At 37.6% G+C, this 14,000-nt stretch carries 14 protein-coding genes; 11 read left to right on the top strand and 3 right to left on the bottom strand.

All coding sequences use genetic code 11. The features are described from left to right. Positions 1-41: 41 nt before the first annotated feature. Positions 42-599, bottom strand: coding sequence for a thiol peroxidase (tpx, locus tag BUC06_RS17210; RefSeq protein ID WP_083564112.1), 558 nt, complete (start codon positions 597-599; stop codon positions 42-44). 178 nt (positions 600-777) lie between these two features. Here tpx and BUC06_RS17205 point away from each other — a divergent pair, with 178 nt between their 5' ends. The 5 genes from BUC06_RS17205 (at position 778) to BUC06_RS17185 (ending at position 5,486) form a co-directional block, all read left to right on the top strand. Continuing rightward, complete coding sequence (locus BUC06_RS17205; protein WP_073335252.1) at positions 778-2,406, top strand: NADP-dependent glyceraldehyde-3-phosphate dehydrogenase; 1,629 nt, start codon at positions 778-780, stop codon at positions 2,404-2,406. 155 nt (positions 2,407-2,561) lie between these two features. Further along, positions 2,562-3,071, top strand: coding sequence for an RNA polymerase sigma factor (locus tag BUC06_RS17200; RefSeq protein WP_073335251.1), 510 nt, complete (start codon positions 2,562-2,564; stop codon positions 3,069-3,071). Positions 3,072-3,082: 11 nt separating this feature from the next. Then, complete coding sequence (locus tag BUC06_RS17195) at positions 3,083-3,898, top strand: hypothetical protein (RefSeq protein WP_073335250.1); 816 nt, start codon at positions 3,083-3,085, stop codon at positions 3,896-3,898. Between the two features lie 478 nt (positions 3,899-4,376). Continuing rightward, on the top strand, positions 4,377-4,877 hold the full coding sequence (locus BUC06_RS17190; RefSeq protein WP_073335249.1) for an RNA polymerase sigma factor: 501 nt from the start codon (positions 4,377-4,379) through the stop codon (positions 4,875-4,877). 18 nt (positions 4,878-4,895) lie between these two features. Then, positions 4,896-5,486, top strand: coding sequence for a hypothetical protein (locus BUC06_RS17185; protein ID WP_073335248.1), 591 nt, complete (start codon positions 4,896-4,898; stop codon positions 5,484-5,486). Between the two features lie 43 nt (positions 5,487-5,529). Here the strand turns inward: BUC06_RS17185 and BUC06_RS17180 are convergent, their stop codons facing one another. After that, positions 5,530-7,062 carry a S41 family peptidase gene (locus BUC06_RS17180; RefSeq protein WP_073335247.1) on the bottom strand — a complete coding sequence of 511 codons (1,533 nt, stop codon included), beginning with the start codon at positions 7,060-7,062 and terminating at the stop codon, positions 5,530-5,532. Between the two features lie 253 nt (positions 7,063-7,315). Here BUC06_RS17180 and BUC06_RS17175 point away from each other — a divergent pair, with 253 nt between their 5' ends. Continuing rightward, entirely contained in the window at positions 7,316-8,344 is a 1,029-nt protein-coding gene (locus BUC06_RS17175) for a hypothetical protein (RefSeq protein ID WP_073335246.1), read from the top strand. Positions 8,345-8,515: 171 nt separating this feature from the next. Then, on the top strand, positions 8,516-9,631 hold the full coding sequence (locus BUC06_RS17170; protein WP_317041435.1) for an MBL fold metallo-hydrolase: 1,116 nt from the start codon (positions 8,516-8,518) through the stop codon (positions 9,629-9,631). Between the two features lies 1 nt (position 9,632). On the opposite strand, the gene BUC06_RS17165 is transcribed toward BUC06_RS17170, so the two are convergent. Continuing rightward, the gene (locus tag BUC06_RS17165; RefSeq protein ID WP_073335245.1) at positions 9,633-9,920 is read right to left on the bottom strand and encodes a GNAT family N-acetyltransferase; all 288 of its coding nucleotides are present in this window, start codon (positions 9,918-9,920) and stop codon (positions 9,633-9,635) included. Positions 9,921-10,221: 301 nt separating this feature from the next. Between BUC06_RS17165 and BUC06_RS17160 the strand changes: the two genes are divergently transcribed. From BUC06_RS17160 to BUC06_RS17145, 4 genes are all read left to right on the top strand, one after another. Then, complete coding sequence (locus BUC06_RS17160) at positions 10,222-10,641, top strand: hypothetical protein (protein ID WP_073335244.1); 420 nt, start codon at positions 10,222-10,224, stop codon at positions 10,639-10,641. Positions 10,642-10,759: 118 nt separating this feature from the next. After that, positions 10,760-11,665 (top strand): helix-turn-helix domain-containing protein, encoded by a 906-nt coding sequence (locus tag BUC06_RS17155; RefSeq protein ID WP_073335243.1) that lies wholly within the window; start codon positions 10,760-10,762, stop codon positions 11,663-11,665. An 88-nt stretch (positions 11,666-11,753) separates the two neighbouring features. Next, positions 11,754-12,755: an aldo/keto reductase gene (locus BUC06_RS17150; RefSeq protein ID WP_073335242.1), complete on the top strand. Its 1,002-nt coding sequence runs from the start codon at positions 11,754-11,756 to the stop codon at positions 12,753-12,755. Between the two features lie 70 nt (positions 12,756-12,825). Continuing rightward, the gene (locus tag BUC06_RS17145; protein WP_073335241.1) at positions 12,826-13,818 is read left to right on the top strand and encodes an MBL fold metallo-hydrolase; all 993 of its coding nucleotides are present in this window, start codon (positions 12,826-12,828) and stop codon (positions 13,816-13,818) included. Positions 13,819-14,000: the final 182 nt, after the last annotated feature.

The raw sequence follows: 14,000 nt of genomic DNA, 5'->3' as shown, positions 1-14,000 counted from the left end.
ATCGCCGCAACTCGTTTTAAATTATTTTAAAAGTAAAAAACTTACTTTTTCACTGCTGCAATAGCTGCTTCGTAATTAGGCTCGTGCGAAATATCATCCACCTGCTCTTCATACACAATCTTTCCTGAAGGATCAATCACCACAACGGCTCTGCTTAAAAGCCCTTTCATCACAGAATCTGTGATTTCCACCCCATACGTTTTCCCGAAATCAGAACGGAAATCCGAAAGCATCACCACATTCTTGATGCCTTCTGCGCCACAAAATCTTTTTTGGGCAAAAGGTAGATCTTTGGAAATACAAAGAACCACCGTGTTGGGGATATTGGCCGCATCTTCATTGAAATGATGGACGGAAGCCGAGCAAACGCCTGTATCTACGCTTGGAAAAATATTAAGAATGATGAATTTGCCTTTGTAAGACTCCAGAGTCTGGTCTTTCATCGTAACGTCGGTAAGCGTAAACTTGGGTGCTGCTTTATTCACGGCCGGAAGTTTGGCGTAGGTATGGACTGGTTTTCCTCCCATCATGACTGTATTCTGAGCGAAAGTGCATACTGAGAAAAGGAATAACGTACTGAAAATTATTTTTGAAAACATGACATTTTATTTTGAAGCAAAATTATTCTTTTTTTGGTCTCCGTTTATTAATTTTAATTCAAATACCCGATCAATAGAGCAAATCTATCAACTGTCTCTTTTTAAAATCAATTTTAACGGCTACCTTTATTCTGTATAATATTAGAATCACACTCAAGTATCAAAAAAATAAAAATTTATGAATTCAGTCAACAAGCCGTTATTTCAAGATATTTTTAAAAATGAAAACGATATTCCCGAAGAATATAAAGTTCCCGAGATTCACCAGAAGGTCTATCTTCTGAATGGGGAGCTGGTAGAATGGAAAGGAGAGGTGCAGAATATCTATTCTCCCGTCTGCATTCCTACAGAAAAAGGTCTCGAAAGAAAACTTCTCGGAAGTATCCCCAACATCGGCCCCAAAGAAGCGATGGACGTTCTTGACGCTTGCGTGAAAGCTTATGATAATGGCCTGGGCGAATGGCCAACCATGTCTGTAGAAGGGCGCATCCAATGCATGCAGAAATTTGTGTACCTCATAATTGAGCAGCGTGACCTGGTCATCAAACTGCTGATGTGGGAGATCGGGAAAACGCTCGCCGATTCTACCAAGGAATTCGACAGAACTGTAGATTATATCAATCAGACCATTGATGCACTGAAAGATCTGGACAGGGAATCTTCCCGTTTCCAGGAAGCGGAAGGAACGATTGCGCAGATCAGAAGAGCTCCGTTGGGCGTTGTTTTAAGCATGGGACCATTCAATTATCCTTTGAATGAGATCTTCACTACCTTGATTCCTGCCCTGATCATGGGAAATACCATTTTATTTAAACTTCCAAAACATGGTGTTTTAGCCCATTACCCGTTACTGAATGCTTTTAAAGAAGCCTTTCCGAAAGGAACCGTCAATACCCTTTATGGTAAAGGTTCAGAGATCATTACTCCCATCATGGAAAGCGGAAAAGTAAACGTTCTTGCCTTTATCGGATCCAGTAAAGTCGCCAACGGCCTCAAAAAGCTGCACCCTAAAGTCAATCGTTTGCGCGCCATCCTCAGCCTTGATGCTAAAAATGCAGCCATCGTCACTAAAAATGCCAATCTGGATGTGGCAGTCACCGAATGTATTCTGGGAGCTTTATCCTTCAATGGACAGCGTTGCACCGCTCTTAAACTGATATTTGTTCAAAAAGAAATTGCTGAAGAATTTACAAAAAAACTAAGTGCTGCTGTTTCTGCCCTGAAGCCGGGGCTGCCGTGGGAAAAAGATGTCAAAGTAACCCCACTTCCCGAAGTGAATAAACCTTCTTATCTGAAAGAATGTATTGAAGATGCTTTGGCAAAAGGTGGAAAAGTTTTAAATGAAAACGGAGGATTCACGGAAGAATCTTTTGTTTTTCCTGCCGTGGTTTATCCGGTAAGCAGTGATATGAAATTATATCATGAAGAACAGTTTGGCCCTGTGATTCCTGTGGTTCCGTTTGAAGACATAGAAGAGCCTATAGATTATCAGGTCAATGCCTCTCATGGGATGCAGGTGAGCATTTTCAGTGAAGATCCGCAGGAGGTTTCCCGATTAATTGATCCTTTTGTGAACCTGGTAAGCCGTGTGAACATCAATTGTCAGGCCCAGCGCGGCCCGGATGTTTTTCCGTTTACAGGAAGAAAAGACAGTGCCGAAGGAACACTTTCTGTTTTCGATGCACTCCGTTCATTTTCTATCAGATCTCTGGTAGCCGCAAAACTTACGGATTCCAATAAAAAATTATTAAATACCATCGTGAGAGAACATGATTCTAATTTTCTAAGTACAGACTATATTTTCTAGACAGAATTTCTATTCTATTTAACATAAAATAATAATCCTCATTAAATTTCTTTGTTTTTTGAGGATTTTGTATTTTGAAGCGTGGCTATTTTAGTTTTTATGTTAAAAAAGTAGTATTTTTATGAAAATGCTGCTGTACGAGTAGAGTTTCGAGCATGTCTTTAATGGAAAAAGAATTTTTAGAGAAAATTGAGAAACATAAAGGTGTTATCTTCAAGATCTCTAAAATGTATATGGACGATCAGGATGATCAGAATGATCTTTATCAGGAGATCATTTATCAGGCCTGGAAATCATACAGCGATTTCCAAAGGAGAAGTGACTTCTCTACATGGCTCTACAGAACAGCGCTGAATACAGCCATTGTATTTCTGCGCAGCGAAAAAAAACGTAGTTTTATACAAAATCAGGGGATAGAGAATCTTGTTGTTCCGCATGAATCCTATAATGATGCAGATGATAAAAATATGAAACTGATGTATGAGGCCATCCACCAGCTCAGCCCCATAGACAAAGCACTTATTTTTTTCTTTTTGGAAGATTTTCCGGGCAAAGAAATTGCCCTCCAGTTGGGAATTACGGAAGTGAATGCCCGCGTAAAGCTCAATAGAGCAAAAGCAAAATTAAAGGAAATCATCGAAAAGCAAAAAAAAGATAAGATCTAAAACAAAAACAAATGGAGTTAGAAAATTTAAAAGAACTTTGGAATAAAGACAACAGGCAGGATCTGCCTGAAATTTCCCTCGAAAAACAAAACGAGATCCATTCTCCGATGCAGATGCTGAAGATCAATATGGAAACAGAATTCTGGCTGATGGTCGTCACCATGCCCATGCTTCTGATCGGCTTTCCGTTTGCCTCTGGTGACCGGAATATTGTGATTATCTCGGCCTTTGTCGTCGTTCTGACGGTGGGGTTTATTATTTATTTTTTTTCCCGCTTTCTCAAACTTTACAAAATACTGTGCAAAAGCGGCATCAATACCAATTATGATCTGTTTAACCTTAAAACACAGCTTTTAATATCGAAAGAAATCTACATTTCCTATTATATTTCCTACATTCCGCTCGCTTTTCTGCTATCCCTTATCAAGATCAACTTTCATTTTGAAGTGCAGTATAATCTGGCCATTTTCGGGGTCAGTTTTCTGATTACCCTCATGCTGGTCTGGTTTATTATAAAATATTGGATCTATTATATGTACGGCCGGTATATAGAAGATGTGGTACGTTTGGTAGATGAACTGAACGGCTTGGAAATACCACCCAGAAAAGCCGGAAAAAATTCATGGTTTGAGCGTTCCCAGAAGTTTTTTATGAATAAATTCGGACTTAAAGGAAATATCGTGAATACCGTCATTTGGTTTGTATCAGTCTATGTCTTTATCATCCTTTTTTTGACCCTCGTTCTTCTGCTTCTCATCATCATTGGTGTCAAGCTTGATTGTATAGATCTTCATACCCTTCAGAAGGCTTTGGACCGGCTGAATTAATTTCTTTAAAGAACTTAATAGAATACCACACCCCGAAGAAAATTTTCTTCCGGGTTATTTTTTAAAATTTTGAACAAGAGGTTAATGGCTGAAAAACGCCTGTATGAGGGGACCCGGGAATATTGGGTTAAATTGTATACGAATGATACTGCTTTTTTGTGTAAATTTTTCACCTGGAAGTGTAACATTTTTACTTTTTTCCTACTAACTACTAGAAACATAAAATGTTAGTAATCTATTGGGACTTGTGCTGCTCAAATGAAAACTGACTGTTCAATTTAATAGATAAACCATTCTGTAAAAGTTTATAGATTAAATTATTTCGTACAAAGGCGCTGTTTTATGAACGGATGCCGGAGAAAAATAAATAAAACACACAATGGAGCCCGGCAGGAAATTTTCTGTTGGGTTTTTTATTTTTAAGAAATATCTGTAACATTTTTTTACATTTAAAACTAACTCTGTAGAGCCCGAAGATATGAACTCATCAGAGCAGGAATTTTTAGACAAAATAGAAAAACATAAAGGAATCATTTTTAAGATTTCTAAAATGTATATGTCCGAAAAAGACGACCGGGATGATCTTTTTCAGGAAATAACGTATCAGATCTGGAAAGCCTATCCCAACTTCAGAGGCCAGAGCGAGTTTTCTACCTGGCTCTACAGGATTGCCCTCAATACCGCTATTATTTTTTTGAAATCAGAGAAAAAGAGAGGTTTTATTTCCAATGAAGATTTTTCCGTGTATAAAGTTATTCAGGAAGAATATGACGAAGGAAAAGAAGAAAAACTGATCCAAATGTATCAGGCCATACGCCAGCTGAATGCCATTGATAAAGCTTTTATTTTTTACTATCTGGAAGACTTTTCCGGAAAAGACATTGCAGAACAGATGGGGATTTCCGAAGGTAATGCAAGGGTAAGAATGAACCGCGCCAAAAATAAACTGAAAGATATCTTAAACTCAAATCAATCATAACTTTAAATCAGTACCCCAATGAATATAGATGAATTAAAAAACGTATGGAATGAAGAGGTTTCGGAAGAAACCCCTGAAATAAGTATTGAGCAGAGAAATAAGATCAACCTTCCGCTGGAAAAAATGCGTAAAAACATGCGCATGGAATTCTGGTCTATCATTGGGATCTTTATATTTTCATTTACAGTATGTGCCTTCTGCAGGCCATTCAAACTCCAGTTTTATATTACGGTCCTTATCGCATCCATGCTCCTGGTGACGATCTTCTTTTTCAGTAAATTTTTCAGATTGTACAGTGATATCAGCAATCCCATGCTCAAAACGTATGATTCCCTGAAAGATCTCGTGATGCAGGTCAATCTGAATAAACAATATTATTTGTCATACTATCTGAGCTTTGTGCCTTTCATCGTCTGCGAAATGATCATTGTAATAGAATTTATTCCATGGCGTGAGCCGATGAGTGAAATAAAAACAGCCATTATTCTGATCAGCTCAGTGACAGGCGGACTTTTCTTCCTGTTTCTGACCGGAAAATTCTGGTTCAACCGTTATTATGGAAGATATATTGTCCATATTGAAGATCTTATGAAGGAATTAAAGAAGTAGAAACAGTTTCGGCGGGCTGAAAGCCCGCCGAAACCCTATAAAACTATTGATGTTCTTTTTCTTTCGCAATTTCTTTTTTTACCCATTCCAGCTGAGGATCTCTCTTTTCAATAATATCCTGCATACTTTCTGTAATGGTAATATCCGGCGCAACTCCTTTTTTCGTATGTAGAAAATTGATGTTGGGTTGTACCAGTAATAATCCGATGGGAAGATTGATTCTGGAATGAGGCAGTTTTTGGTAGGAATAAAATCCAGCCACCGTTCCGTCATTCGCACCCCCGGTTTCTTCACCAACCAGAACTGCCCTTTGATCATATTTCAGCTTTGCTGTGATGATCGAAGAAGCTGAAAAACTTCCCCCGTTAATCAAGACAAAAACCTTCCCGTTGAATGCATCCTTGTTGGGTTTTGTAGGCTTGTCTGCTTTCATTTTATAAAAGACTTTTCCATCCTTTTTATAGGTGCTGAAGGTCTGTGCAAAAACATAAGTAGGGTAGGCCAGACTCTTAAAGGCATATTGAAAAGCATTGCTTTTTCTGAAATAATTCGTCTTTAACGGAGTAAGCCTTGAAGTAAGCTGCGAAGGCTTGATCAGTACATAAGGCTGTGGTGCCAGATATGAATACAGATTGTTGATCTCATACAAAGATCCTCCGTAGTTGTTACGAACGTCGATGATAAGGTATTTGGATCCTGCTTTTTTGATCTTCTCAAAGGTTTCCTTGTAAAACTTGTCAGAATAATCCCTTGAAAAACTTTTAACTTTTATGTAAGCAGTGGTGCTGTCCTTATCCAGAAATTTAAAATTCCGGTTATAAGAATTGCTTGATGCTACATAATCATTCACTTTCTTTTCAGGCGTGCGTTTTTCCTGCTGCTTATCCTGGTCCAGATCATTTCTGGATTTGGATTCCCGGTGTAATGTATACGTGTTTTTTTGCCCTTTGTACAACGTTTCTATCGTTGCGGTATCTTTAAAGCCGTTTTCTGCCGTATAAAAATTAAAGAATACATCTTTTAAAAAATAAGACTGAAAAGTAGTATTGTATCCGTCACTGCTGATCAGGGCACGGTATTTTTTTAAATATTCACTGACAGGAACCGTATTGATAGACAAAACTTCAGTTCCCGGTTGTATGTTTTCTATCGAGTCTTTATTTTCAGTGATGTATAAATGATCATCTTTTACATAATATTCAAAGCGGCTGAACAATCCTTTCTTGTTTTCAAGAGTCTTGATCTCTCTTTTCGAAAATTTCTTTCTGGGAATTCTCAGCGAAAGATGTCCTTCACGGATATCCGCGATCACGGGTTGCAGTTTAAAATAAAACTGTAGGGGAGTAAGAGGTTGGTTGATTGTTTGTTTCAGACTGTCAAATTTGTGGTCAAGATCCTGTTTGGAAATATACCAGTAAAGCTGGGGATGCATCTTCTGAAGCTTTGAATACGCATAGTCTACGTCTTCCTTAAGCTTGTCTGGTTCAATGCAAGATGCCCGCTGTTCATTGTGCCTTCTGATAGATGCACATGAGGATAGCGCTGCGGCCAGCAATATAATCGAATAATTTTTCAACGTGTTTTGACTTTTTTCAATCTGCTAAATTAAAAAAGATTAAAAATATTCTGGTTAAATAAATGCTAAATTATTCAGAATGTTTCATAAAATGTTCTGAATTTACAGTTTTCTATATTTACAGATTCATTTGTTTCTCCTTTAAAATATTTACTCTACAATAAGTGATAAATGTCAGGTTATGGAAAGATGCATATTGTTTCTACTCTGAAATCATTAGTTTTGCGCGAAAAATATATAAATTATAAAGAATATGAAAAAATTATTATTACCATTAATAACTTTAAGTTTATTAAGTTGCTCATCGGAAGATATCCTGGAAGATGTGAACATTCAAAACAATGAGATTCAAACTAAAAATGATCTGTTACAGCGTGGAGGAGGAGGATTTGTAAACACTCCTACTGATCCACAAAATAAAGTATGGCAGATTATTGATTATCCTTGGCAGATTTATGGATTTTACAGCAGCTTTTTGAATAAACATATGTATTCAAGCAGCGGGCATCCTTCCATGATTCCTAAAACCCAGCCAGGACAGTCATGGTATTTTCTGGACAGAGCTTTGGGAGCAACTGATGGCGAAGGAAATGGTAATGGCAGCATGATTTCATCCTGGTTTAATACCAATACCCAGGATTTGGTTCTGACGACCAATCCAAATGAATTTACAGGGCAAAACGGCTGGGAAAAAGTGAATGATTTAGGTAAAAGCTTTATTGGCAATGAGCCGGGAACCTTCCCTATATACAGATATTTCAGAAATGAAACCAAATCTCATTTTTATACAAGAGACAAAAATGAATTAGGAGACGGAAAGAACGGTTTTGTATATGAAGGAATCGCTTTTTACCTTAAAGAACCTGCACCTTATGAATACAGAATCCATGACGGGACTTTCTATCAGGATAAAAAGACTAATTCTGTATATGTAGTTATGGAAGGACAGCTAAGAATGATTGAAAATACAGAGGTTCTTACCAGGGTATTTGATTTTAGAAATAAACGTCCGCTTAACATGCCTGCCACTTACATCAATAAGGTTGATGATATTGAAATTATTCAGGGAAGCAGAGGGCCAATGATACAGGCAAACGCACGTCTTTCCGAGGATGTAAATACCGGTATGAGGTATTTTAGTGATCCTAACGGTACCCGTGGTAATCTGAAAATTATACCTTCTATGCTATTATTTGATATCTACCATTTTAATGATGGCTCTCTTGTAAGAACAACCGGTACCAATAATAGTCGTTTGCAGGAACTTAAAAAAACATATTAAAATCCTGAAAAATTGCCCTGTAATCTCAGATTAAGCAATTTTTATAACTTCATAAACTCCCAATTATCTCTGATAGGTAATTGGGAGTTTTTTATTTAATTGCCACAATTTATATTTGAATTATGCTAAAAAAAAAGCTGAATTTCCATGTCAGTTTAAAAATAAATACCTTTGAAGCTTATTTTAATGCAGATGATCTATTTTATTTTACCAGCCGTTTTTTTGATTGCTTTATCCTTCATGGTGATGAATCTGCCGGCTTTTGGAGCGGCACCAAAAGGCAAAAGACTCGAGCGCATAAAACAGTCAAAACTCTATAAAAACCGTCAATTTCAAAATATCAGTCATACCCCGAATATTACCGAAGGGTACAGTACTCTAAAAGTTACTTATGATTTTATTTTAGGTAAAAAAGATCCGCTCCTCAAACCATTGAAGATGATTCCTTCCGTTCATACAGATCTAAAAAAACTAGACAAAGATCAGGAGGTATTCATCTGGCTGGGGCATTCCTCTTATTATCTGCAGACGGATGGTGTGTCTTTTCTTGTAGATCCTGTGCTGAGCTTATATGGTTCTCCTTTTAAGTATTTTAACAAAGCATTTAAAGGATCAGATATTTTCAAACCGGAAGATATTCCCAATCTTGATTATCTGGTGATTACGCATGATCATTTTGACCACCTGGATTATCCTACTGTGAAATCAATCAAAGACCGGACGGGTAGGGCTATTGTGCCTTTAGGAGCCGGAGCGCACCTTGAAAGATGGGGCTATCCTGAAGAAAAATTGATTGAAGAAGAATGGGGAGCAGAAGTGCTTTTAAAAAATAACATAAAAATCAGTTTTACACCGGCAAGACATTTTTCCGGAAGAAAAATAAAGCAGAACAATACACTCTGGACCTCCTACGTTCTGGAAACGCCTACAAAAAAAATATTTCTGGGTGGTGACAGTGGATACGATTCTCATTTTAAAGCAATAGGTGAGCAATTCGGACCTTTTGATTATGCAGTTCTGGAGAACGGACAATATGACGAAGCCTGGAGGTATATCCACGCACTTCCTGAAGACGTTATTCAGGCTGCGATTGACCTGCGGGCCCAAAATACTATTCCTGTCCATTCTTCAAAGTTTGCACTTGCTCTTCATCCATGGAATGAACCGCTTCAGAAAGTAACGGATTTAGGAAAAGAAAAAGGACTCAACATCCTTACCCCAATGATTGGGGAAGTATTGGATATGAATGCTTTAGATCATCAGTTTAACCATTGGTGGGAAGCCTGATTCATGCATGCCAGATATTCTTATATCTTGAAGGATGATTTTCAAACTGCTGGCGTACAAAATCACACTCGGGATCTACCAGAAGATCTTTTTCCTCGGAATAGCGGACCAGTTCATCCAGAAGCATTTTGGCATAGCCGTGGCCTTCGCGTTCCTCAATAATTTTAGTATAATAAACGATCAGCAGCCTTCCGTCAATTTTTATAGACATATATCCTGCTTTTTCTCCATCCAGTAAGAGTTGCAGTTCGTCCTGATAGGGAGATATTTCAAACTTTATATTTTCCATAATAATTAAGATTTGGTTGGGTTAAAATGATTTCCTTAATTCCGGTTATCAAAGATGGTCATCAGGTGAAAATGTGAAATTTCTTGCAGACTTATTGTTCACCCATTTAAAATTACAAATTAAAATAATACAAAACATCAGTTTTTATCAAACTTAACGAAATTTTAAGTCATTATTCTGCTATCATTTTAAAGATTGTCATGGGTTTGTTCTTTTTTAACAAAGATTGGGAGTATAATTTGAAGGATTGGCATTTTAATTGACTTTAGTAGAGTAATCTAATTTTAAAACGATACTAAGAATGAAAAAAATATTAATCGCATTAATGCTCACAGGAACTTTTGGATTGAGCTTTGCACAGTCAGATTATTATAATGATTACAGAAGAAGTATCAGTGATATCAACTGGCAGTCAGTGGCAGCAGATCTTTTGCTTTCCGTATCCCAGACCAACCAGCTGAATTCTTTAAATGACAGATACAGGGATTATGATTCTTGGAACAGGACTTATGTAAGTCATCCGGACAGATGGAGGGAAGACCGGTATAATGAGATCGAAAGAATACTCGGAAGAGAAAAGTATACTAAGTTTAAAAAGAACTATTATAAAGGGCAGAATCCTGTAGCAGTATATAACCGTAACAAAAATAACGATAAGAAAAATAAAGGCCATAAAAACAAAGAGTATAAAATGAACAGGGAAAAAAGGCATCATCATTAAATCTAATATCAATTATATAGTCAATTACAGGTGACTGGCATTTTTGTCAGTCATTTTTTTGTTGCATAATAATCAGTTTAAAAACATTGTATTGGTTTGAATTTTATAACTTAGTACAATGGAATCTAAAGAAACAATACAAGGATTTTATTTACGGAATGCCTCAGTGGAAAGACTGGAAACTGATAAGACTGCCGGAGTCGGGCATTTTAATGTGTTTACGCGTGAAAGCTGTTCTCTGTTAACACCTTACAGCAGAAGGGATTATTATAAAATTTCGCTGATCATTGGAAAAGGAAAACTCCATTATGCAGATAAATGGATCTATGTAGACCGTCCGGCGCTCTTGTTTTCAAATCCTGTTGTTCCTTATTCATGGGAAGCAGATGACGAAAACCAGACCGGATGGTTCTGTCTTTTTACAGACCAGTTTCTGCAGAACGGGACCCGTCTGGGCAATCTTCAGGATTCGCAGCTTTTTAAAATTGGGGGAACGCCCATCTTTTTTGTGGATAAAGACCAGCAAAAAACGATCTCTGATCTTTTTATCAAGATGATGTCTGAAATAGAGTCCGAGTATATGCACAAATATGATATGCTCCGTACCTGCCTTCATCTTTTGATCCATGAAACAATGAAGATGCATCCTGCAGAAAACTTTGAACCCTACCAGAATGCTTCCCATAGAGTGGCCTCATTATTTATGGAACTTCTTGAAAGACAGTTTCCCATTGACAGCCCTGAAGCTTATCTGAAATTAAAAACGCCTAATGATTACGCACAGAGTCTTTCCATTCATGTCAATTCTTTAAACCGTTCTGTTAAAGAAATGACCGGAAAGACCACCAGCCAGCAGATTGCATCACGAATCACTCAGGAAGCCAGTGCACTTCTGAAACATACAGACTGGAATATCTCTGAAATTGCCTATGGATTAGGATTTGAGGAGCCCGCTTATTTTACCAACTTCTTTAAAAAGCAAACCGGATTATCTCCCAACGCAGTCAGAACAACGGTTGTTTGATTTTTATAATTCTTGGTTTGAATTCTATAGAATATCCGGACTGGTCTTGTTTTAATTTTGTCTTATCAATTTAAAATCACAACCCATTATGAAATTCAGAAAATTAGGAAACACAGGAGAGCAGTTATCTGCAGTAGGATTAGGATGTATGGGAATGAGCTTTGCTTATGGCCCGGCAGATGAGCAGGAAAGCATCAGTACCTTACACAAAGCATTAGATTTAGGAGTGAACTTCTGGGATACAGCAGATATGTATGCAGATGGAGAAAATGAAAAACTTATCTCAAAGGTTTTGGTTCCGAACCGCGATAAGATCTTTATCGCGACCAAATTCGGATTCAGATTTAAAGATGGAAAACCAAGTCACAGCGGAGCACCGGGGACCTATTTTGACGGTTCACCGGAGTGGATTAAAAAAGCTGTTGATTTAAGTCTTCAACGATTGAAAATCGATACCATTGATCTCTATTATGCTCACAGAGTGGATCCGAATATTTCGGTAGAAGAAACAGTAGGCGCTATGGCAGAACTGGTAAAAGCCGGAAAAGTAAAATATCTGGGATTGTCAGAAGCTTCTGCAGAATCGATCAGAAAAGCGAATAAAATCCATCCAATCACCGCATTGCAGTCAGAGTATTCTATTCTTACCAGAGATGTAGAAAATGAAATACTTCCTACGATCAGAGAACTGGGAATCACGCTCGTCCCTTATTCTCCTTTGGCAAGAGGTCTTTTTGCTAATATCAATGACGTACAGAATTTCGGTGACGAAGATTTCAGAAAAACCTTACCACGCTATCAGGAAGAATATTTGGAAAACAACAGAAATCTGGCAAAGGAAATCAATGAACTGGCTCAGTCTAAAGGAATAAAAGGGACTCAGCTAGCACTTGCCTGGGTACTCAATCAGGGAGAAGATATTATTCCTATTCCGGGCACTAAACGTATCAAATATCTGGAAGAGAATATAGAAGCCGTGAACATTGATCTGTCACCATCAGATCTCGAAACGATCGATGTTCTTCTTAAAAAATACCCTAATGTGGGCGAGAGATATACCGAAGGTTCAATGAAATTAGTCAATAACTAAACCTATCCTATTTCCGGATTCCTGAATATAAGCAGGGATCCGGATTTATTGGATAACATTTATTTTGATTATGAACAGAAGAGAACTTTTAAAAAACGGATTGATGGCGGGAGCATTAAGCTTTGTTCCTTTTACAGATGTTTTTGCAGGAACTAAAATGATGATGCCTGATCCCGAAGAAGACCTTTCAGGGTTTAAAAAGCTAAAACTTGGAGCACTGGAGCTATTTGTTCTGACAGACGGATATATTCGCGAGAAAAATATCGATACATTCTCCCCGAGAGCAGATGTGCCTAAAATGAAAACCATGCTGCGGGATCATTTCCGATCCGATCAGTATGTAGACCTTGCGATGAATCTGATGCTTGTCAAAACAAAAGACAGACTGATTTTATTAGATTCAGGAATGGGCATTTTCGCAGATGAAAAAACAAACTTTCTTTTAAAAAGCCTTCAAAAGGCAGGGTTTTATCCCAAAGATATCACTGATGTTTTTATTTCCCATGCGCATCCGGATCATATCGGTGGAGTGGTAGACCAACAGAACAATCTGGTTTTTCCCAATGCTAATCTCTATATTTCAAAAGTAGAATACGACTTCTGGCTGCAGGCTTCTATAAAAGATTTTAAAAATAGTTTCCTAAAGAAACAGCCTGAACTTCTTAATCAGGTAATTCCGGCGATTCAGAATGTACTGAAAACAATTCGTCCGAAGCTGAAATTTTATGATTTTGATAAGCCATTATATGATCATTTCAATTTCCGGCTGTCTCCGGGACATACGCCGGGACTTACGGTGGTGTCTGTAGATTCGGGCAATGAAAAATTAATCTACATCGCAGATCTTGTCCATTCTGATGTCGTTCTTTTTCCACATCCTGACTGGGGCTTTTCAGGGGATACAGATCTGGATATTGCTACAGAATCAAGAACAAAAATGCTTGGTTATCTGGCCGAAACTAAAGCCAAAGCTTTTGCTGGTCATTTGCCTTGGCCGGGACTTGGCTTTACGAAGAAAAAAGGCGATGGATATGAGTGGATTCCTGAGAGTTTTATGAATTGATTGAATCAAAAATTCAAAATTAAGATTGACCATACCAGACTCTGCTTCAGATTTTTATAACATCTTTTAAATCAAAAATCCTCTCTTTAGACTGCACCCCAAAGTTTAGACAAAATTAAACAATATTATTATATGAAAGAGTTCGGTACTGTACCGGACTCTTTCCTTTTAGATTAAGTCTT

Source organism: Chryseobacterium carnipullorum (genome assembly GCF_900142785.1).
In the GTDB taxonomy this organism is placed as follows: domain Bacteria; phylum Bacteroidota; class Bacteroidia; order Flavobacteriales; family Weeksellaceae; genus Chryseobacterium; species Chryseobacterium carnipullorum.
Note: the sequence above shows the minus strand (reverse complement) of the source record. Positions and strands in the feature narration are given on the sequence as shown.